Consider the following 20,723-nt stretch of genomic DNA (forward strand, 5'->3'; position numbering starts at 1 on the left):
GCCGGCCCCGTCAGCCCGCGGACAGCCGCAGCTCCGCCCGGCGCACCCCGCCCTCCCGCGGCCCCGCCCGCCGGTTCCCCACCTCGGCCGTCCGGGACGTCTCCGCACCCAGCGTGAAACCCAGGCGCTCCAGGAAGCACTCCCCGGGGCGCCAGCCCGGCGGCACCGACGCCGTCACCAGGGACACCCCGTCGGCATGCGCGAGCAGCGACTCGGCCAGTGCCCGTCCCAGCCCCCGGCCCCGCGCCCAGGGCGCCAGCAGGAACAGCCCCACCGCGACCGCGCCGGGCGCCGGATGGTCCCGTACCGCGTCCACCAGGCCCGAGACGACCCCGTCCCGCTCCAGCACCAGCAGCACCTTGCAGGCGGGGTCGGCGCCCTCGGGCAGCCCGTAGAACAGGCTCTGCACGTCCCCCGGCCCCGACGGCAGTCCGGTCGCCGCCACGAACCAGTCCTCGCAGGCCTCGAAGAGTTCCAGCAGCGGTGCCTCGTCCGCGGGCCGCGGTTCCCGCACCAGCACGCGCTCGCCGGGCACGTCGATCCTCCACGCGTCAACCACGCGACCGACGTTAGCGCCGGTCAGCCGCGGTCTCAACGCCCTTTCACCGCCTGCTCCGACGCGCCCCGGGCGCACCGCCCCCGGACCGCCCCGACAGGTTTTCCCCGCACGGCAGTACCCACTTTCGGGTTTCGATCGTTGAGCTTTGGGGGCGCGCAGACCCAATCCCGTACAAGCTGGAACTCCCCCCGGGGACAACCCCTTTGGACCCCCCCTTTCGGCCGCGCCCCGAGGAGATCCCATGAGCACGCCGCCCCTCGCATCCGGACCCCAGGGCCCCGACGCCCTGCGGCCTCTGCTGGACACCGTGCTCGACGCGCTGCGCGCGGGCGGCCGGGCGCGCGGCGGGCCGCTGCCCGCGGGCGGACCCGAGGCGGTGGCCGAGCGGGTCGCGGACGCCGTCGGGGACGTCCTCCCGGACGACGGCGACCCTGACGCCCTGCGCACCCTGGTGACCGCCCTCGCCGAAGGCGCCGCCGACCCCGCCGACCCGCTGTGCGCGGCGCATCTGCACTGCCCGCCGCTGGCCGTCGCCACCGCCGCCGACCTTGCCGCGAGCGCCCTCAACCCGTCCCTGGACTCCTGGGACCAGGCCCCGGCCGCCGCCGCCCTGGAAGCCCTCGTCACCCGCACCCTCGCGCACACCATCGGCCTCTCCGACGCGGTGGTCACCACCGGCGGCACCGAGTCCAACCAGCTGGCGCTGCTGCTGGCCCGGGAAGCCCTCGGGAGCGGCCTGCGGCTGGTCCACGGGGCCAACGCCCACCACTCGCTGCCCCGCGCCGCCTGGCTGCTCGGCCTGCCCGAACCCGTCGTGGTCCCCGCGCCGAACGGCACCCTCGACCCGGCCGCCCTGCACGCCGCCCTCACCCACCTGCCCCGGCCGCTGCTGGTCACCGCCACCGCGGGCACCACCGACGCCGGGCTCATCGACCCGCTCCCGGAGATCGCCGGGCTCTGCGCCGCCCACGGCGCCCGGCTGCACGTCGACGCCGCCTACGGGGGCGGCCTCGCCTTCAGCGACCGGCACCGGGACAAGCTCGCCGGCCTGGAGCGCGCCCACAGCGTCACCCTCGACCTGCACAAACTCGGCTGGCAGCCGGTCGCCGCCGGCCTGCTGGCCGTCGCCCGGCCGGGTGAGCTCGGCGTCCTCCACCACCACGCCGACTACCTCAACGCCGACGACGACACCGAGGCCGGCTACCCCGACCTGCTCGGCCGCTCCCTGCGCACCAGCCGGCGGCCCGACGTCCTCAAGATCGCGGTCACCCTCAAGACCCTGGGCCGCACCGGACTCGGCGCGCTGGTCGACCAGGTGTGCGCCCGCGCGCGGGAGTTCGCCGCCCTGGTCCGCGAGCACCCCGCCTTCGAACTGTACGACCGGCCGAACATCAGCACGGTGCTGTTCCGCCCCACCGGAGCCACCGACGACGACGTCGCCGACGTACGGCGCAGGCTGCTGCACGAGGGCCGGGCGGTACTCGGCCGGGCCCGGCTCGACGGCCGGCTCTGGCTCAAGGCCACCCTCCTCAACCCCCACACCCGGCCGGACGAACTGGCCCTCCTCCTGAAACTCGTGGAAGGAACCACGCCCCAATGAGCTCGACGCCCAACCCCCCACGCCACGAGCCCGAAGCACCCCGCGACCTGGTCGGCGTCGGCATCGGGCCGTTCAACCTCTCCCTCGCCGCGCTCGCCCACCCGCTCGCCGAACTCGACGCCGTCTTCTACGAGCAGCGTCCGGGCTTCGACTGGCACGCCGGGCTGCTGATCGACGGAGCCACCATCCAGGTCCCCTTCCTCGCCGACCTGGTGACCCTCGCCGACCCCGCGAACCCCTGGTCGTTCCTCAACTACCTCAAGGCCCGCGACCGGCTCTTCCCCTTCTACTTCGCCGAGCGCTTCCACATCCAACGCGCCGAGTACGACGCCTACTGCCGCTGGGTCGCCGAGAGCCTGCCCGGACTCTGCTTCTCCCACCAGGTCGACTCCGTCCGCTGGAACTCCGAACGCGACCTGTTCGAGGTCGACTTCACCCGGCTCGACGCCGAGGGCGAGGCCGAGTCGCTCGGCCGCACGTACACGAGGAACGTGGTGCTCGGGGTCGGGACCGTCCCGTACGTGCCCGATCCGCTCAGGCCCCTCGTGGAGTCCCCGGGTGTCCCGGTCATCCACGCGGCCGACTACCTCGACCACCGCGAGGCCTTCCTCGCCGCCGAGCACGTCACCGTCGTGGGCTCCGGACAGTCCGGCGCCGAGGTCTTCCTCGACCTGTTGCGCAACCGGCCCGCCGGCCGCGAGAAGCTGCACTGGATCGGGCGCAGCGAGGCGTTCGCGCCGATGGAGTACTCCAAGCTCGGCCTGGAGCACTTCACCCCCGACTACACCCGCTACTTCCACGCCCTCACGGAATCCGTCCGGGACCGGGTCGCCGCCGCCCAGTGGCAGCTGCACAAGGGCATCGACTCCGACACCATCGCCGCCATCCACGACGAGCTGTACCGCCGTACGCTGCACGGCGGTTGGCCCGAGGCCGTGCTGACCCCCGGTGTCCAGGTCCGCACCGCCGGACGCGTCGCCACCACCAAGGTCGAGCTCCACCTCGAACACGTCCAGCAGGGCAGCCGCTCCCGGCTCACCACCGACGCCGTCGTCCTGGCCACCGGCTACCGCGAACGCCCCCTCGGCCGCCTGCTCGCCGGACTCGACCCCTACCTGCGCCGGGACAACGGCGAACGCCCGCGCGTGGACGAGCGGTTCCGGCTCGTCCTCGACCCGTCGGTGACCGGCACGGCGTACATCCAGAACGCCGAACTCCACACCCACGGCGTCGGCGCCCCGGACCTGGGCCTGGCCGCCTGGCGCAGCGCCACCATCCTCAACACCCTGACCGGCAAGGACCCCTACGCGCTGCCCGCGCGCACGGCCTTCACCAGCTTCGGCCTGGAGCGGCCGGAGGAGCGGGTCCCGGCACAGCAGCAGCCGAGGCAGCTCACCCCGCTGGTCGACTGAGCGCGGGGCGCCGGTCCCGGGCCGGCGCCCGCCCTGCTCCCTCAGAACACCGGCGTGCCGTCGCGGGTCAGCCTCCAGTCCGCCGACGCGAAGTCCTTCGGGTCCAGGACGCCCTTGGCGGTCACCCACTCGGCGATCCGGGTGCGGATCTCCGTCGACTCCGACCACACCTCCTTGGCCGAGGCGACGTACGGGAACGCGCCGCCGCCGTTGGCGCGGTAGTTGTTCACGGCGAGCACGAACTGCCGGGTGTCGTCGAGGGCGGCGCCCTCGTGGGTCAGGTTCCTGATCCGGGACCCGGCCGGCTGCGCGATGTCGATCTCGTACCGCAGACCCGAGACGTAGTCGTAGTTGTAGTCAGGACGGCCGTTCGCGTTCGTCAGCTTCTCCACGTCGACCGTCGCGTCCGCCGCCGTCCGCACGAAGTACTCCGCCGAGTACTCCAGGTACGCCCGGAGCTGTGCGCCCGTCATCACCTTGGCGACCAGTGTGTTGTCGTAGACGTAGAGGCTCGACAGGTCCCGGACGGTCACGTCGCCGGCCGGGATCTCGGAGGTCCGCGAGAACGGCGAGGCCTGCGCGAGCACCGGCAGCGACGCATACTCCGTGCCTGTCAGGGCCGCCTTGACCACGTCCTCCTGGACCTTGGTGATCAGGTCGATGATCGGGGCGTCCCGGTACCGGGCCTCGACGGTGGTGAGGGTCTCCGTCGCGGTGCCGACGACCTGGTTGACGTACGCCACGACCTTGGCGTGCTCGTCCGTCAGGAGCCGGGTGATCCTCGGGTCGTCGGCGACCGCGCCGGAGTTCAGCAGCGAGGCCGCGACCGACTCCACCTCCCACCCGCCCCCGGTGAACACCAGCTCGATGTCGAAGAGGGAGAGGCGCTCGGCGTAGCACAGCGGTTCGGAGAGGACGACGGTCCTGCCCGTGGCCTCGTTGACGACCCTCAGCTCGGGGATCTCCACGTGCGCGTGGCCGACCAGGATCGCGTCGATGCCCGGCACCTGCCGGGCCACGTTCGCCGCCGCGTTCTCCACGTACGGCACCTGGTCGCCGTAGGAGGAGGTGCCCGAGGAACCGGAGTGCGCCGAGACCACGACGACGTCCGCGCCCATCGCCTTCAGTTTCGGCACCCATGTCGCGGCCTGCTCCTCCAGGCCGGGGAAGGCGAGCCTGCCCTGGACGTAGGCCTTGTCCCAGATCGCGATGCCCGGGTTGGTCAGACCGAGGACGGCGACCTTGACCGGCGGGGCGCCGGGGACGTGGAACTTCTTGATGAGGTACGGCGGGAAGGCGGGCCGCAGGGTCTTCGCGTCGACCGCGTTGGCGCCGAGCAGCGGGAAGTCCAGCTGCTCCTCGAACCTGCGGAGCGTCTCGATGCCGTAGTTGAACTCGTGGTTGCCGAGCGCCGCCGCGTCGTACCCGATCGCGTTCATGGCCTGCGCCATCGGATGCACCGGGCCGCCCTTGGCGGTGATCGGCTCGACCTTGGCGTAGTAGTACGTCAGCGGGGTGCCCTGGATGGTGTCACCGGCGTCCAGGAGCAGGGTGTTGCGGCGCCCCTTCGCCTTGCGCACCTGCTCGACCAGTGTCGAGATGCGCGCCAGGCCCATCGCGTTGCCGGCCGTGTCGGAGTACTCCGCGTCCTTGAAGTAGTCCCAGTTGAAGACGTGTCCGTGCAGGTCGGTGGTGCCCATGACGGTGAGCGAGTACCGCCGCCGGGCCGGCCGTACCGACGCCTGGGCCGGGGCCGCCGCCGCGCCGGCGACCGCCAGGCCCGCTCCGGTCGCGGCGGACTTCTCCAGGAACTTCCGACGGTTCAAGGGCATCTTTTGATCTCCTCGCGATTCGGTCAACGACGCGCGTAGATTCTGTCCTGCGCATGACCGTCGGCAACAGGCCTGGGAGGTTTCGATCCGGTGACCCGAGTGCGCCGTATTCAACAAGTGCGAGATGCTCATAGGAGCGGGACGCCGCACATTCAACACTTGTCAATAGGCCTTCACGCAAAGGTTGTTGGGTCGTCATGTACGACCAATTCTCTACCCGCCGGTAAGGCCTAGGCTCGAAGCATGCGCCGAGCAAAGATCGTTTGTACTCTGGGGCCCGCCACCGACTCGTACGACCAGATCAAGGCCCTGGTCGAGGCCGGCATGGACGTCGCCCGATTCAACCTCAGCCACGGCGGCTACGCCGAGCACGAGGAGCGCTACCAGCGTGTCCGCAAGGCCTCCGACGAGACCGGGCGCAGCGTCGGGATGCTCGCCGACCTTCAAGGCCCGAAGATCCGGCTCGGCCGCTTCACCGAAGGCCCGGTACTCCTCGAACGCGGTGACACCTTCGTCATCACGGTGGAGGAGGGCGCCGAGGGCGACCGGCACCAGTGCGGGACGACGTACACGGGTCTGGCCGGTGACGTCACCCCCGGCGAGCGCGTCCTCGTCGACGACGGCAAGGTCTGCCTGGAGGTCACCCGCGTCGACGGCCCCCGCGTGCACACCACGGTGGTCGAGGGCGGCATGGTCTCCGACCACAAGGGCCTCAACCTCCCGGGCGTTGCCGTCTCCGTGCCCGCCCTGTCCGAGAAGGACGAGGCCGACCTGCGGTGGGCGCTGCGCACCGGCTTCGACGTGATCGCCCTGTCCTTCGTCCGCAGCGGCCGGGACATCGAGGACGTCCACCGCATCATGGACGAGGAGGGCCGCCGCCTTCCCGTGATCGCCAAGGTCGAGAAGCCGCAGGCCGTCGAGAACATCGACTCCATCGTGGCCGCCTTCGACGGCATCATGGTCGCCCGCGGCGACCTGGGCGTGGAGATGCCACTGGAGCAGGTGCCGATCGTCCAGAAGCGCGCCGTCAAGCTGGCCAAGCGCAACGCCAAGCCGGTCATCGTCGCCACCCAGATGCTCGACTCGATGATCGAGAACTCGCGCCCGACCCGCGCCGAGGCCTCCGACGTCGCCAACGCGGTCATCGACGGCACCGACGCGGTGATGCTCTCCGGCGAGACCAGTGTCGGCAAGTACCCGGTCGAGACCGTCCGCACCATGGCGAAGATCGTCGAGGCGGCCGAGGAGGACATCCTCGCCAAGGGCCTGCCGCCGCTGACCGAGAGCAACAAGCCCCGCACCCAGGGCGGCGCGGTCGCCCGGGCCGCCGCCGAGATGGGCGACTTCCTGGGCGCGAAGTTCCTGGTCGCGTTCACCCAGTCGGGAGACACCGTCCGCCGGCTCTCCCGCTACCGCTCGCCGATCCCGCTGCTCGCCTTCACCCCGGAACCGGCCACCCGCTCCCAGCTCAACCTCACCTGGGGCGTCGAGACCTTCCTCGGCCCGCACGTCGACTCGACGGACAAGATGGTCGACCAGGTCGACGAGCTGCTGCTGAAGTACGGGCGCTGCCGGAAGGGCGACGTCGTGGTCATCACGGCGGGCTCCCCGCCCGGCGTCTCCGGCTCCACCAACATGGTCCGGGTGCACCACATCGGCGAGGACGACAGCCCCAAGTGATGTGCGAAGGGCCCCTCCGGCCGGCCGGAGGGGCCCTTCGCAACGCAATTACGTGACCTTGGAATCCAAGTAAAAGTGCCCCGGGTCGGACTCGAACCGACACTGTACGGGTTTTGAATCCGTTGCCTGCTGCCAATTGGGCTACCGGGGCTCGAAGAATCAAAGGTGAACCCCGACCCTCCGCGCGTCCACCATACCGTAGCTAGGTAGGCTCTTGTCAGCAGTACCCATGCCCTGAACGAGGAGCCCCCGTGACCGCCGCCGAGTCGCCCCAGCCAGTCGACGCACCCGACGACAAGTCGCACGTGCCTCCGCTGACGACCCGTGTCGTCATCGCCGAGGACGAGGCCCTGATCCGGCTCGACCTGAAAGAGATGCTGGAGGAGGAGGGGTACACGGTCGTCGGCGAGGCCGGTGACGGCGAACAGGCCGTCGAGCTGGCCCGCGAGCACCGCCCCGACCTCGTCATCCTCGACGTCAAGATGCCCAAGCTGGACGGCATCTCGGCGGCCGAGAAGATCGCCGAGGAGTCCATCGCCCCGGTCCTGATGCTCACCGCGTTCTCGCAGCGCGACCTCGTCGAGCGCGCCCGCGACGCCGGCGCGATGGCGTACCTGGTCAAGCCGTTCAGCAAGAGCGATGTCGTCCCGGCGATCGAGATGGCCGTCTCCCGCTTCAACGAGCTGCGCCAGCTGGAGCAGGAGGTCGCCGACCTCACCCAGCGCCTGGAGACCCGCAAGCTCGTCGACCGCGCGAAGTCGGTCCTCCAGACCGAGTACGGCCTGACCGAGCCGGCCGCGTTCCGCTGGATCCAGAAGACGTCGATGGACCGCCGCATGTCGATGCAGCAGGTCGCCGAGGCGGTCATCGCGGACAGCGAGGAGAAGAAGTCCGGCAAGGGCTGACGCCGGTCGTGCGTACGTAGGCCCGCGCCCCGGAGAAAGGGGCGCGGGCCTGCGTCTTCTCGGAGGTGCGGGGAACCGCGCGACCGGCCCCGCACCCGCAGCCGACCGACTGCCTAGTCCTCGCCCAGGTAGGCCTTGCGAACCGACTCGTCGTGCAGCAGATCCTGCCCGCTGCCCGACAGCACGATGTTCCCGACCTCCATCACGTGTCCCTGGTCGGCCAGCGACAACGCCGCCTGCGCGTTCTGCTCGACCAGCAGGATCGTCGTTCCCTGCGACTTCAGCTCCAGGATCGTCGCCATGATCTTCTGCATCATGATCGGCGAAAGACCCATCGACGGCTCGTCCAGCATCAGCAGCTTCGGCTGGGACATGAGCGCCCGCCCCATCGCCAGCATCTGCTGCTCGCCGCCCGAGAGGGTGCCCGCGGCCTGCTTGCGCCGCTCGCCCAGGATCGGGAAGAGGTCGTAGGCCCGCTGGATGTCCTTCTCGATGCCCGCCTTGTCCTTCCGGAGGAACGCACCGAGCTGCAGGTTCTCCGTGATGGTCAGGCGGGGGAAGATGTGCCGCCCCTCGGGGGAGTGGGCGAGCCCGAGCGCGACGATCTTGTGCGCCGGGACGCCGGTGAGCGGCTTGCCGTCGAACAGGATCTTGCCCGAGGCCGGCTTGAGCAGCCCCGACAGGGTCCGCAGGGTCGTCGTCTTGCCGGCGCCGTTGGTGCCGATGAGGGTCACGACCTGACCGGCCTCGACGCTGAACGAGATGCCCTTGACGGCCTCGATCTTGCCGTAGGCGACCCTGAGGTCCTCGACCTCCAGCAGTGCGGTCACTGGGCCTCTCCCTTGGTGGTGCTGTCCGCCTCGGTGCTCTCCGCGTCGGCGGCGTCCGCGTCGGCGGCCGGGGCCGCGTCGGCGGTCCGGTCCTCGACGGCGGCCTCCGCGGTCTCGACCTCGGCCGCCTCCGCCGTCCCGGGGTCGCCCTCGAAGGGCTCGCCCAGATAGGCGGCGATGACCCGGTCGTCCGCCTGGACGACGTCGGAGGTGCCCTCGACGAGCTTCTCGCCCTGCACGAGGACGGCGACCCGGTCGCACAGGTTGAAGATGAAGCGCATGTCGTGCTCGATGACGAGGACGGCGATGCCCTTGTCCCGGATGGCGAAGACCAGTTCCTCGGTGGCCCGGGTCTCCTGCGGGTTCATGCCGGCCGTCGGCTCGTCGAGCAGCAGCAGGCCCGGCTCGCTGGCCAGCGCCCGCGCGATCTCCAGCTTGCGCTGCTCGCCGTAGGGCAGGTTGCGCGCGAGGTGGTCGCGCTTGGCGGCCAGGCCGATGAACTCCAGGAGCTCCATGGCCTTCGCCTCGGAGTCCTTCTCGGCCTTGCGGAAGCCGGGGCCGCGCAGCAGCGCCGACCACAGGCCCTCCTTGGTCCGCGTGTGGCGGCCGACGAGGACGTTCTCCAGGACGGTCATGTTGGCGAAGAGCCGGATGTTCTGGAACGTCCGGGCGATGCCCGCCTGCGTCACCAGGTGCGGCTTGGGCGGCAGCACCTTGCCCTGGTAGGAGACCGTGCCCTCGGTGGGCACGTACAGGCCGGTGAGGCAGTTGAAGAAGGTGGTCTTGCCGGCGCCGTTCGGGCCGATCAGGCCGACGATCTCGCCGCTGTTCACCGTGAAGTCCACGGACCGGACGGCGGTCAGGCCACCGAAGCGCATCGTGACGTCACGGGCTTCGAGTACAGGTGTCGTCATGGTCCTTACGCCCCTGCCTTGGTGACGGCCGGATCGTCGCTCAGCGTCGCCTGGGCCGGTACGTCGAGCTGGCCGGTCTCGTGGAACTCCAGCTGGCGGCGGCGGTTGGCGATGATGCCCTCCGGCCGGAACCGCATCAGCAGGATCAGCGCGACGCCGAAGGCGAACAGCTCGTAGTTCTGCAGGAACTGGAGCTTCTCCGGGACCAGGTAGAGCACGCTCGCGCCGAGCAGCGGGCCGCTGACGGTGCCCATGCCGCCGAGGACGACGGCGGCCAGCAGGAAGGCCGAGTTGGGCGGGGCGGCGCCGGCGAACTGGTACGGCTGCGGGTTCACGCTGTAGTTGACGTGCGCCATCACGGTGCCGGCGAGGCCCGCGAGGGAGGCGCCGAGGGCGAAGGCGATCAGCTTGACGCGGAAGCCGTTGATGCCCATGGCGGTGGCGGCGGTCTCGTCCTCGCGGATGGCGATCCAGGAGCGGCCGATACGGGAGTCGGCGGCGCGGGTGAAGACGAGCACGACGATCGCCGTGACGATGAGCATCAGGAACAGGTAGTTGGCGAACCTGCCCAGGGTGTGCCCGAGGACGTCGTGCGACTCGCCGAGGTTGAACCCGAAGATGTTCAGGTCCGGGATCTGGGTGATGCCGTTGGGGCCGCGGGTGATGTTGGGTCCGGAGGTGCCGTCGAGGTTGTTGACGGTGATCCGGAAGATCTCACCGAAGCCGAGCGTGACGATCGCCAGGTAGTCGCCGCGCAGTCGCAGCGTCGGCGCGCCGATCAGCACACCGAAGACCAGCGAGGCGGCCATGCCGGTGAGGGCGGCGGCCCAGAACGGGAAGTGCACACCGGAGAACCGGGAGTACTCCGAGCCGGAGACCAGGGCGGCCGCGTAGGCGCCGACGCCGAGGAACGCGACGTAACCGAGGTCGAGCAGACCGGTCAGGCCGACCACGATGTTCAGGCCCAGGGCGACGGTGGCGAAGATCAGGATGTTCACGCCGACGTTGGCGTTGTGATCGTCGTTCTGGGTGAACGGGAAGGCCACGGCGGCGACGAAGGCGAGCGCCGAGGCGAATCCCTTGTGGTGCGCCGCGGTGGTCGCGAAGCGGTCGACGAGGCCGGTGTGCATCAGACCCCAGGCGGCGAAGACGAGCAGCAGGAGGTAACCGATGAAGGTCTCGCTGGCGTCGTTGTCGATGCCGATGCCGTAGGAGAAGGTCAGCAGGCCGAGCGCGACGCCGACCGTGAGGACGAGGCGCTCGACGAGCGGCGACGCCTTGCCGGGAGCGGGCAGCTGAGGCTTGGTCAGGTAGCCGCGGAAGCCGCTGCCGGGGGCCGGGTGGGGCAGGGCGAGGGCGCCGACGACGGGCAGCGCGGAGGCGGCCATGGCCACGTAGGCGCCCGGGTCGAGGTTGACCAGGCCGCCGAGGTCCACGGCGATGGCGATGCCGGTGAACCAGCAGACGGCGAAGGCCGACAGCGCTGTCAGGAAGACCGGGGAGGTGGCGCCCGCGGGGTTCAGCCAGCGCAGCCACTTGACGTCCCAGAGCGTCAGCCCGAACAGCAGGGTGAGGACACCGCCCACGAGGGCGAGGATCTGCAGGCCGGCCGGGTAGCCGTAGACCGTCAGGTCGCCGGGGAAGTCGGACGTCCAGGTCCAGCTCATGAAGGTGCTGGCGACGGTGCCCACGGCACCGACGACGACGAGCAGCCGGGCGGCGGCCAGCGGCAGCGGGACGGGCCCGCGCTCGGCCGTGGCCGGGGAGTTGGTGGTGTCGGTCATGGTGCTCACGCCCTGTCCGCGACGCGTTCGCCGAGCAGACCCTGTGGTCTGAAGAGGAGGACGAGGATCAGCAGGACGAAGGCCCACACCGAGGCCCAGCCGCCACCGCCGAGCTGCTGCATGCCGGGGATGTTGGCGATGTAGGCGGTGGCCATGGCCTCGGCGATGCCGAGGACGAGGCCGCCGAGCATGGCACCGTAGATGTTGCCGATGCCGCCGAGGACGGCCGCGGTGAACGCCTTCAGACCGGCGATGAAGCCCATGTCGTAGGAGACGGAGCCGTACTTGAGGCCGTACGACACACCGGCGACGGCCGCGAAGAAGCCGCCGATCGCGAAGGCGACGACGATGATGCGGTTGGTGTCGATGCCCATCAGCTGGGCGGTGTCCGGGTCCTGGGCGGTGGCCTGCATGGCGCGGCCGGTGCGGGAGAGCCGGACGAACAGGGCGAGGATCGCCATGCACAGCGGGGCGGCGATGATCAGGAAGATGTCACCGCTCTGCACGGTCACGGAGCCGATGTGCAGTGGCCCGAACGGCAGTTGGGGGAAGACCCGGGCGGTCTTGGCGTCGCCGTCGACGTGGTACCAGTTGAAGACCGCCTGCTGGAGCGCGAGCGACAGGCCGATCGCGGTGATCAGCGGGGCGAGGCGTGGTGCGCCGCGCAGTGGCCGGTAGGCGAAGCGTTCGGCGCCGACGGCGATGAGGACGGCGACCAGGGCGCCGCCGATGAGCATCGCCGGCAGGGCTACCCACATGGATATGCCGTCCGGCAGGAGAAGGTAGACCGTGAGGGCGCCGAAGCCTCCGGTCATGAAGATCTCGCCATGGGCGAAGTTGATGAGCTGGACGATGCCGTACACCATCGTGTAGCCGATGGCGATCAGACCGTACATCGAGCCGAGGAACAGCCCGTTGGCCAGCTGCTGCGGCAGGGTGTTCACCGCATGGCCTCCATGTGGTGGGGAGAGTCAGGGGGGCGTAGAGGGCGGGCCGCGCGGTGACGGTTGGTCTGTGCCGCGCGGCCCTGGTGGTGCGATGTGGTGGTGTGGCCGGTTACTTCGGCGTGGCCACACCGCTCTGGACGGACTTCCACGCACCGCTGACGACCTTGTAGACGGTCAGCTGCTTGTTCGTGGTGTCGCCGTACTGGTCGAACGAGATCTTGCCCGAGATGCCCTCGAAGGAGGTGTTCTGGACGGCGCTGACGATCTGGGAGCGGGCGTCGTCCGGGATCTTGCCGTCCTTCACGACGCTGCCGACGGCCTTGATGATCGCGGTGGTGGCGTCGTAGGAGTACGAGCCGTAGGTGCCGTAGTCACCGGGGTACTTCTTGGCCTTGTAGGTGGCCACGAAGTCCTTGGCGGCGGGCAGGGTGTCGACCGGGACACCGATCGAGGTCACCAGGTCGCCCTCGGAGGCCTTGCCGGCGGTCTGGATGTAGGTCGGGGTGAACATGCCGTCGCCGCCGAACAGCGGGATGTTGGCGCCCGCGGCCTTCAGCTGCTTGGTCAGCACCTCGGACTCGTCGTACTGGCCGCCGTAGTAGAGGATGTCGGCGCCCGAGCTCTTGATCTTCGTGACCAGGGTGGAGAAGTCGCGGTCACCGGTGTTGACGTGGTCGGTGCCGATGACCTTGCCGCCCTGCTTGGCGAACTGCTCCGAGAAGATCTTCGACAGACCCGCACCGTAGGTCTGCTTGTCGTCGACGACGAACGCCTTCTTCTTCTTGGCGACGTTGAAGGCGTAGTCCGCCGCGTAGGCGCCCTGGAGGGCGTCGGTGGTCGCGGTGCGGAAGTACGTCTTGAACGGGCGGGACGGGCTGGTCTGCCAGTTCTTGCCCATGGTCAGCTCGGGGTTGGTGTTGGACGGCGAGATCTCCACCAGGTTGGCGGTGGCGAAGACCTGCTGCATCTGCGTGGCCACACCGGAGTTGAGCGGGCCGACGACGCCGAGCACCGTCTTGTCCGAGACGAGCTGGGTGGCGTTCTGCTGGCCGGTGGCCGGGATCGCCTTGTCGTCCAGCGGCTTGATCTTGAAGGTGACGCCCGGGACGGTCTTGTTCTTGTTGGCGTCGTCGACGGCGATCTGGGCGCCGTACTGGATGCCGAGACCCGTGGCGGAGTTCTGGCCGGTCAGCGGGGCGTCGACGCCGATCGTGACCGTCACGTTGCCGCTGTCGCCGCTCTTGCTGTTGTCGCCGCGGGAGCCGCAGGCCGTGAGGGTCAGGGCTCCGGTGGTCAGCACGGAGGTAAGAATCACCAGAGAACGCTGTCGCACAATCGATCCTTTCCGCGGGCATGCGCCCCCTCGCAGGGAACGACGGATGCCGCGCCGGTACCGAACTCCCTATGGAGCGGTGACTGGCCGTGACTCTAAGCGCGGGTGAGGAACGTGGAGGAGTGCTTGTCGAAGGCTGTGACGCTCTTGTTATGACACGAGGTAATGCAGAGCGGTACATCGTGGGGGGAAAGCAGGAATTGAGCCCGATTCGCCCCGTCCGCATTCTGAGAACCTGCAGGACCCGGCATGATCCGTTCAGGCGTCTCGACGGTTTTGGCCATGACATCAGGCCGTTGCTGTGGGCGACTTTCGAGGCAGGCGGGAGACGTGGCGGACGCTGGGAACTGGGGTGAAACGGCGAATGCAGATTACACGCGTATTACGTAGAGTTACTCCGAGGAAAGAAAGTCAAGCCTTCGGAACTTTTTCGCATTTCCCGGCGGGGTGCGCGGCGCCGGCCACCCCGGCGTTCTCTTACCGGGCGCTGACCTCGGCGCGTGGCGCCGAGGCCCTCCGCCCGCCGGCTGCCACTCAGGCGCCGGTGCCCTGCTGGAGATGGACCTCGTCGCCCGGGCGCACGTCACGCAGCAGACAGGTCAGGCGTGCGCTGCACACCCGCCGCCCCTCCTCGTCACTGATCACGATCTCGTACGTCGCCGTCGAACGCCCCCGGTGCACAGGCGTGGCCACGCCTGTGACGAGGCCGGAGCGGGCGCCGCGGTGGTGCGTGCAGTTCAGGTCGACGCCGACCGCGATCTTCGAACTGCCGCCGTGCAGCATCGAACCGACCGAGCCCAGGGTCTCCGCCAGCACCGCGCTGGCACCGCCGTGCAGCAGCCCGTACGGCTGGGTGTTGCCCTCCACCGGCATGGTGCCGACGACCCGTTCCGCCGAGGCCTCCACGATCTGCACGCCCATCCGGTTGCCGAGGTGGCCCGCCGAGAACAGAGCCCCCAGGTCAATGCCGAGCGAGGCGTACTCGTCGATGACCTCCTGCGGGAACTTCACGTGCTGCTGCTCGCCCATGGGCCGGCTCCGTTCGTCGTGCGGCTGTCTCTCTCGGCTGAGCAAACGCTCAGTCGGCCGCCGATTCTTCCAGACGCCCTGAGCGGGCGCTCAGACGGCGGCTCTCGGGTGCGGCACACCGGCCTCCAGACGGATCACCACGGACTTGCTGGCCGGGGTGTTGCTGATGTCCGCCGTCGAGTCGAGCGGCACCAGCACGTTGGTCTCCGGGTAGTACGCGGCCGCGCAGCCCCGGGAGGTCGGGTAGTACACCACCCGAAAGCCCGGAGCTCGGCGCTCCACACCGTCCTTCCACTCGCCGACCAGGTCCACGTACGACCCGTCGGAGACGCCCAGCAGCCGCGCGTCCTCCGGGTTCACCAGGACCACCCGGCGGCCGTTCCTGATGCCCCGGTAGCGGTCGTCCAGGCCGTAGATCGTGGTGTTGTACTGGTCGTGCGAGCGCAGCGTCTGCAACAGCAGCCGCCCCTCGGGCAGTTCGGGATACTCGACCGGCGCCGCCGTGAAGTTCGCCTTGCCGGTGGCCGTCGGGAAGCGCCGTTCGTCCCGCGGGGCGTGCGGGAGCGCGAAGCCGCCCGGGTGCGCCACGCGCGCGTTGAAGTCGTCGAAGCCGGGGATCACGCGCGCGATACGGTCCCGGACCGTCGCGTAGTCCTTCTCGAACTCCTCCCACGGCGTACGGCTGTTCTCGCCGAGCACCCGGCGGGCCAGCCGGCACACGATGGCCGGCTCCGACAGCAGGTGCGGGCTCGCGGGCTCCAGGCGGCCGCGCGAGGTGTGCACCATGCCCATGGAGTCCTCGACGGTGACGAACTGCTCGCCGCTGCCCTGGAGATCGCGTTCGGTCCGGCCGAGCGTCGGCAGGATCAGCGCCCGCGCGCCCGTGACGACGTGCGAGCGGTTGAGCTTCGTCGACACGTGCACGGTCAGCCGGGCTTGGCGCACCGCCGCCTCGGTGACCTCCGTGTCGGGCGTCGCGGAGACGAAGTTGCCGCCCATCGCGAAGAAGACCTTCGCCTCGCCGTCGCGCAGCGCGCGGATGGCCCGGACGACGTCGAAGCCGTGCTCGCGCGGCGGCGCGAAGCCGAACTCCTTCTCCAGGGCGTCCAGGAAGGCCGGAGCCGGCCGCTCGAAGATGCCCATCGTGCGGTCGCCCTGCACGTTCGAATGACCGCGGACCGGGCACACGCCCGCGCCCGGCCGGCCGATGTTGCCGCGCAGCAGAAGGAAGTTGACGACCTCCCGGATCGTCGGCACCGAGTGCTTGTGCTGGGTGAGCCCCATGGCCCAGCAGACGATGGTGCGCTCCGAGGCGAGCACCATGGCGAGGGTCTTCTCGATCTCCTCGCGGGTGAGTCCGGTCGCGGTGAGCGTCTCGTGCCAGTCGGCGGCGCGGGCCGCGGTCGCGAACTCCTCGTATCCATGGGTGTGTTCGCGCACGAACTCCTCGTCGACCGCGCCCTCGGTCTCCAGCACGAGCTTGTTGAGGAGCCGGAACAGGGCCTGGTCGCCGCCGATGCGGATCTGCAGGAACAGGTCGGTGAGGGCGGCGCCCTTGACCATGCCCCGCGGGGTCTGCGGGTTCTTGAACCGCTCCAGACCGGCCTCCGGGAGCGGGTTGACGCTGATGATCTTCGCGCCGTTGGCCTTGGCCTTCTCCAGCGCGGAGAGCATCCGGGGGTGGTTGGTGCCCGGGTTCTGCCCCGCGACGATGATCAGGTCGGCCTTGTACAGGTCCTCGAGGCTGACGCTGCCCTTGCCGATGCCGATGGTCTCGCTCAGCGCCGAGCCCGAGGACTCGTGGCACATGTTGGAGCAGTCCGGCAGGTTGTTGGTGCCCAGCTCGCGGGCGAACAGCTGGTACAGGAACGCGGCCTCGTTGCTGGTCCGGCCCGAGGTGTAGAAGACCGCCTCGTCGGGCGAGGAGAGGGCCGCGATCTCCTCGCCGATGATGTCGAAGGCGCGCTCCCAGTCGACCGGCACGTAGTGCTCGGCGCCCTCGGCGAGATACATGGGGTGGGTGAGCCGCCCCTGCTGGCCGAGCCAGTAACCGCTGCGGTGGTGCAGGTCGGCGACCGAGTGCGCGGCGAAGAACTCGGGGGTCACCCGGCGCAGGGTGGCCTCCTCGGCCACCGCCTTGGCGCCGTTCTCGCAGAACTCGGCCGTGTGCCGGTGGTCGGGCTCCGGCCAGGCGCAGCCGGGGCAGTCGAAGCCGTCCTTCTGGTTCACCCGCAGCAGCGTCAGCGCGGTGCGCTTCACACCCATCTGTTGCTGGGCGATGCGCAGCGTGTGGCCGATCGCGGGCAGCCCCGCGGCCGCGTGCTTCGGCTCCGCGACCTCCGGCGCGTCCTGAACCGGGTCCTCCTTGGGCGGCTTCGTCGCCATCGCACGCTCTCCCTCTACGCCGGCACCACTGCCCTGTGCACCCGATAGTCGCACGCGCCGGCGACGACGATCGAGTACGGGCTGCCCGGCGGAGGCGGAACCAATGCCTGACAGAGCCGCGCTCTCCCGGCACCCCGTCCGGTCCCGCCGTCCCCGCGGCCGACCTGCGGCCGCCGGTCCGCCTCTCCCCGCCCTCTCCCCGCTTCGAAGCCGCCGCCGGGTTTCTCCGCCGCCGCGGCGATCAGCCACGACGGCGCTGTCCGGCAGTGCCGAGCTCACCGCACTCCCGGCCGTCGGCCCTCACTGTCAGTGCGGCGTGGCAGGATCGGGGGCGTGGCAGAGACAGCAGCGAAGCAGACCGACAAGACCCCCGGCGGCCCCCGTCCCCGGCTGATGCTCATGGACGGGCACTCGCTGGCGTACCGCGCGTTCTTCGCGCTGCCCGCGGAGAACTTCACGACCGCGACGGGCCAGCCGACGAACGCGATCTACGGCTTCGCGTCGATGCTGGCCAACACCCTGCGTGACGAGGCGCCCACGCACTTCGCGGTGGCGTTCGACGTCTCGCGCAAGACCTGGCGCTCCGAGGAGTTCACCGAGTACAAGGCGAACCGCTCCAAGACCCCGGACGAGTTCAAGGGCCAGGTCGAGCTGATCGGCGAGCTGCTCGACGCCATGCACGCGCAGCGCTTCGCCGTCGAGGGCTTCGAGGCCGACGACATCATCGCCACCCTCGCCACCCAGGCCGAGGCCGCGGGCTTCGAGGTCCTGATCGTCACCGGCGACCGCGACTCCTTCCAGCTGGTCACCGAGCACACCACGGTCCTCTACCCGACCAAGGGCGTCTCCGAGCTGACCCGGTTCACCCCGGAGAAGGTTTTCGAGAAGTACGGCTTGACGCCCGCCCAGTACCCGGACTTCGCCGCTCTGCGCGGCGACCCGTCCGACAACCTCCCCGGCATCCCCGGCGTCGGCGAGAAGACCGCCGCGAAGTGGATCAACCAGTTCGGTTCCTTCGCCGAGCTGGTGGAGCGTGTCGACGAGGTCAAGGGCAAGGCCGGCCAGAACCTCCGCGACCACCTGGAGTCCGTCAAGCTCAACCGCCGGCTCACCGAGCTGGAGCGCGGCGTGGAGCTGCCGAAGACGGTCGCGGACCTGGAGCGCGCGCCGTACGACCGCAAGAGCGTCGCGATGATCCTGGACACCCTGGAGATCCGCAACCCGTCGCTGCGCGAGCGGCTCTACGCCGTCGACCCCGGCGCCGAGGAGGCCGAGTCCACGCCGGTCGCCGAAGGTGGCGTGGAGGTCGACGGCACCGTGCTCGGCACCGGCGAGCTGGCCGGCTGGCTCGCGGAGCACGGTACCGGGCCGCTGGGCGTCGCCACCGTCGACACCTGGGCGCTCGGCACCGGCTCGGTCGCCGAGGTCGCCCTGGCCGCGGCCGGGGGAGCGGCGGCCTGGTTCGACCCCGCCGAGCTGGACGAGGCCGACGAGAACGCGTGGGCGGCCTGGCTGGCCGACGCCGCCCGGCCCAAGGTCTTCCACAACGCCAAGGGCGCCATGCGGGTCTTCGCCGAGCACGGCTGGACCATCGAGGGCGTCACCATGGACACCGCGCTCGCCGCGTACCTGGTCAAGCCCGGCCGACGCTCCTTCGACCTGGACGCGCTGTCCCTGGAGTACCTGCACCGCGAGCTGGCCCCGGCCGCCGCGGCCGACGGCCAGCTGGCGTTCGGTGCGGACGACGGCGCCGAGGCCGAGGCGCTGATGATCCAGGCCCGCGCGATCCTCGACCTCGGCGAGGCCTTCGAGGCCCGGCTCCAGGAGGTCGGCGCCGCGGACCTCCTCCGTGACATGGAGCTGCCCACCTCCGCCCTGCTCGCCCGGCTGGAGCGGCACGGCATCGCCGCCGACCGCGCGCACCTGGAAGCGATGGAGCAGATGTTCGCGGGCGCGGTGCAGCAGGCCGTGAAGGAGGCGCACGCGGCGGCCGGCCACGAGTTCAACCTGGGCTCGCCCAAGCAGCTCCAGGAGGTCCTCTTCGGCGAACTGGCGCTCCCGAAGACGAAGAAGACCAAGACCGGGTACACCACCGACGCCGACGCGCTCGCCTGGCTCGCCGGCCAGACGGAGAACGAGCTCCCGGTGATCATGCTGCGGCACCGCGAGCAGGCCAAGCTGCGGGTCACGGTCGAGGGCCTGATCAAGACCATCGCCGCCGACGGCCGCATCCACACCACGTTCAACCAGACCGTCGCCGCGACCGGCCGCCTCTCCTCCACCGACCCGAACCTCCAGAACATCCCGGTCCGCACCGACGAGGGCCGCGCGATCCGCCGGGGCTTCGTCGTGGGCGAGGGCTTCGAGTCGCTCATGACCGCCGACTACAGCCAGATCGAGCTGCGTGTCATGGCCCACCTCTCCGAGGACGAGGGCCTGATCGAGGCGTTCACCTCCGGAGAGGACCTGCACACCACGGTCGCCTCGCAGGTGTTCTCCGTCGACCGGTCGGCCGTCGACGCGGAGATGCGCCGCAAGATCAAGGCGATGTCGTACGGCCTCGCGTACGGTCTGTCCGCCTTCGGCCTCTCCCAGCAGCTGAACATCGACGCGGGGGAGGCACGGGCCCTGATGGACACGTACTTCGAGCGGTTCGGCGGGGTCCGCGACTACCTGCGCCGCGTCGTCGACGAGGCGCGCGCCACCGGCTACACGGCGACGCTCTTCGGGCGCCGCCGCTACCTTCCCGACCTCAACAGCGACAACCGGCAGCGCCGGGAGGCGGCCGAGCGGATGGCACTCAACGCGCCCATCCAGGGGACGGCTGCCGACATCGTCAAGATCGCCATGCTCCGGGTGTACGGCGCGCTGCGCGAAGCGGACCTGAAGTCCCGCATGCTCCTCCAGGTCCACGACGAAATCGTCCTGGAGATCGCCCCCGGCGAGCGGGACCGGGTCGAAGCCGTCCTCCGCGACCAGATGGCCAACGCGGTACACCTCCGGGCACCCCTGGACGTCTCGGTGGGCGTGGGCCCGGACTGGGAATCGGCAGCCCACTGACACCTACGGCGAGAGCCGACAGAGGGCACACTTCCCCAGCGCCCAACAGAGCGCGTCGTCCTCCGGCGGAGGGCACCGCTCTGCGGGGGCAGGCGTCGTTCTCCGGCAGAGCGTCCGCTTTGCAGCGGAGGCGTCGGAAGGCACCGCTTTGCGGAGTAGGGCGTCGTTCTCTGGCGGAGGGCATCGCTTTGCGGAGTAGGGCGTCGTTCTCCGGCAGAGGGCACCGCTTTGCGGCGGAGGCGTCGTTCTCTGGCGGCGGGCATCGCTTTGCGGAGTAGGGCGTCGTTCTCCGGCAGAGGGCACCGCCTTGCGGCGGCAGGCGTCGTTCTCCGGCAGAAGGCACCGCTTTGCGGCGGAGGCGTCGTTCTCCGGCAGAAGGCACCGCCTTGCGGCGGAGGCGTCGTTCTCCGGCGGAGGGCGCCGTTCCCTGACCCCGACGGCGCGGGCCTCCCC

General features: G+C 70.3%; 14 protein-coding genes and 1 tRNA gene. 5 read left to right on the forward strand and 10 right to left on the reverse strand.

Annotation, left to right across the window (positions count from 1 at the left end):
- Positions 1 to 10: 10 nt before the first annotated feature.
- Entirely contained in the window at positions 11 to 559 is a 549-nt protein-coding gene (locus tag BLW82_RS32115) for a GNAT family N-acetyltransferase (RefSeq protein ID WP_256216027.1), read from the reverse strand.
- 241 nt (positions 560 to 800) lie between these two features.
- Here BLW82_RS32115 and BLW82_RS32120 point away from each other — a divergent pair, with 241 nt between their 5' ends.
- Complete coding sequence (locus tag BLW82_RS32120; protein WP_093504346.1) at positions 801 to 2,159, forward strand: pyridoxal phosphate-dependent decarboxylase family protein; 1,359 nt, start codon at positions 801 to 803, stop codon at positions 2,157 to 2,159.
- A complete protein-coding gene (locus tag BLW82_RS32125; protein ID WP_093504348.1) occupies positions 2,156 to 3,571 on the forward strand; it encodes a lysine N(6)-hydroxylase/L-ornithine N(5)-oxygenase family protein in 1,416 nt (471 codons plus the stop codon). The genes BLW82_RS32120 and BLW82_RS32125 overlap by 4 nt, the downstream gene beginning before the upstream one ends.
- Positions 3,572 to 3,612: 41 nt before the next feature.
- On the opposite strand, the gene BLW82_RS32130 is transcribed toward BLW82_RS32125, so the two are convergent.
- A complete protein-coding gene (locus tag BLW82_RS32130) occupies positions 3,613 to 5,403 on the reverse strand; it encodes a bifunctional metallophosphatase/5'-nucleotidase (protein ID WP_093504350.1) in 1,791 nt (596 codons plus the stop codon).
- A 243-nt stretch (positions 5,404 to 5,646) separates the two neighbouring features.
- Between BLW82_RS32130 and pyk the strand changes: the two genes are divergently transcribed.
- The gene (pyk, locus tag BLW82_RS32135; RefSeq protein ID WP_093504352.1) at positions 5,647 to 7,083 is read left to right on the forward strand and encodes a pyruvate kinase; all 1,437 of its coding nucleotides are present in this window, start codon (positions 5,647 to 5,649) and stop codon (positions 7,081 to 7,083) included.
- Between the two features lie 76 nt (positions 7,084 to 7,159).
- Here pyk and BLW82_RS32140 read toward each other — a convergent pair.
- Positions 7,160 to 7,234: transfer RNA gene (locus tag BLW82_RS32140), tRNA-Leu, on the reverse strand.
- Between the two features lie 100 nt (positions 7,235 to 7,334).
- Here BLW82_RS32140 and BLW82_RS32145 point away from each other — a divergent pair.
- Complete coding sequence (locus BLW82_RS32145; RefSeq protein ID WP_093504354.1) at positions 7,335 to 7,988, forward strand: ANTAR domain-containing response regulator; 654 nt, start codon at positions 7,335 to 7,337, stop codon at positions 7,986 to 7,988.
- A 113-nt stretch (positions 7,989 to 8,101) separates the two neighbouring features.
- Here the strand turns inward: BLW82_RS32145 and BLW82_RS32150 are convergent, their stop codons facing one another.
- The 7 genes from BLW82_RS32150 to BLW82_RS32180 all read right to left on the reverse strand — a co-directional run bounded on the left by BLW82_RS32150 (position 8,102) and on the right by BLW82_RS32180 (position 17,210).
- Positions 8,102 to 8,818, reverse strand: coding sequence for an ABC transporter ATP-binding protein (locus BLW82_RS32150; RefSeq protein WP_093504356.1), 717 nt, complete (start codon positions 8,816 to 8,818; stop codon positions 8,102 to 8,104).
- Positions 8,815 to 9,732: an ABC transporter ATP-binding protein gene (locus BLW82_RS32155; protein ID WP_093504358.1), complete on the reverse strand. Its 918-nt coding sequence runs from the start codon at positions 9,730 to 9,732 to the stop codon at positions 8,815 to 8,817. Before BLW82_RS32155 ends, BLW82_RS32150 begins: the two co-directional genes overlap by 4 nt.
- 5 nt (positions 9,733 to 9,737) lie before the next feature.
- On the reverse strand, positions 9,738 to 11,516 hold the full coding sequence (locus BLW82_RS32160; RefSeq protein WP_093508394.1) for a branched-chain amino acid ABC transporter permease: 1,779 nt from the start codon (positions 11,514 to 11,516) through the stop codon (positions 9,738 to 9,740).
- A gap of 5 nt (positions 11,517 to 11,521) precedes the next feature.
- Complete coding sequence (locus tag BLW82_RS32165) at positions 11,522 to 12,460, reverse strand: branched-chain amino acid ABC transporter permease (RefSeq protein ID WP_093504360.1); 939 nt, start codon at positions 12,458 to 12,460, stop codon at positions 11,522 to 11,524.
- 112 nt (positions 12,461 to 12,572) lie between these two features.
- Positions 12,573 to 13,781, reverse strand: a complete 1,209-nt coding sequence (locus BLW82_RS32170; RefSeq protein WP_093508395.1) for a branched-chain amino acid ABC transporter substrate-binding protein — start codon at positions 13,779 to 13,781, stop codon at positions 12,573 to 12,575.
- A 549-nt stretch (positions 13,782 to 14,330) separates the two neighbouring features.
- Positions 14,331 to 14,825 (reverse strand): PaaI family thioesterase, encoded by a 495-nt coding sequence (locus BLW82_RS32175; RefSeq protein WP_093504362.1) that lies wholly within the window; start codon positions 14,823 to 14,825, stop codon positions 14,331 to 14,333.
- A gap of 90 nt (positions 14,826 to 14,915) precedes the next feature.
- Positions 14,916 to 17,210: an FdhF/YdeP family oxidoreductase gene (locus tag BLW82_RS32180; RefSeq protein ID WP_093504364.1), complete on the reverse strand. Its 2,295-nt coding sequence runs from the start codon at positions 17,208 to 17,210 to the stop codon at positions 14,916 to 14,918.
- 333 nt (positions 17,211 to 17,543) lie between these two features.
- On the opposite strand from BLW82_RS32180, the gene polA reads away from it, so the two are divergent.
- Positions 17,544 to 20,270 (forward strand): DNA polymerase I, encoded by a 2,727-nt coding sequence (gene polA / locus BLW82_RS32185; RefSeq protein ID WP_093504366.1) that lies wholly within the window; start codon positions 17,544 to 17,546, stop codon positions 20,268 to 20,270.
- Positions 20,271 to 20,723 lie beyond the last annotated feature (453 nt).

The sequence above is a fragment of the Streptomyces sp. Ag109_O5-10 genome (assembly GCF_900105755.1).
In the GTDB taxonomy this organism is placed as follows: domain Bacteria; phylum Actinomycetota; class Actinomycetes; order Streptomycetales; family Streptomycetaceae; genus Streptomyces.

Bases quoted from the DNA above. Each gene is read 5' to 3' on its own strand.
- BLW82_RS32125 (WP_093504348.1), top strand. From the start codon at position 2,156: ATGAGCTCGACGCCCAACCCCCCACGCCACGAGCCCGAAGCACCCCGC.
- BLW82_RS32120 (WP_093504346.1), top strand. From the start codon at position 801: ATGAGCACGCCGCCCCTCGCATCCGGACCCCAGGGCCCCGACGCCCTG.
- BLW82_RS32180 (WP_093504364.1), bottom strand. From the start codon at position 17,210: ATGGCGACGAAGCCGCCCAAGGAGGACCCGGTTCAGGACGCGCCGGAG.
- BLW82_RS32155 (WP_093504358.1), bottom strand. From the start codon at position 9,732: ATGACGACACCTGTACTCGAAGCCCGTGACGTCACGATGCGCTTCGGT.
- pyk (WP_093504352.1), top strand. From the start codon at position 5,647: ATGCGCCGAGCAAAGATCGTTTGTACTCTGGGGCCCGCCACCGACTCG.
- BLW82_RS32175 (WP_093504362.1), bottom strand. From the start codon at position 14,825: ATGGGCGAGCAGCAGCACGTGAAGTTCCCGCAGGAGGTCATCGACGAG.
- BLW82_RS32160 (WP_093508394.1), bottom strand. From the start codon at position 11,516: ATGACCGACACCACCAACTCCCCGGCCACGGCCGAGCGCGGGCCCGTC.
- BLW82_RS32130 (WP_093504350.1), bottom strand. From the start codon at position 5,403: ATGCCCTTGAACCGTCGGAAGTTCCTGGAGAAGTCCGCCGCGACCGGA.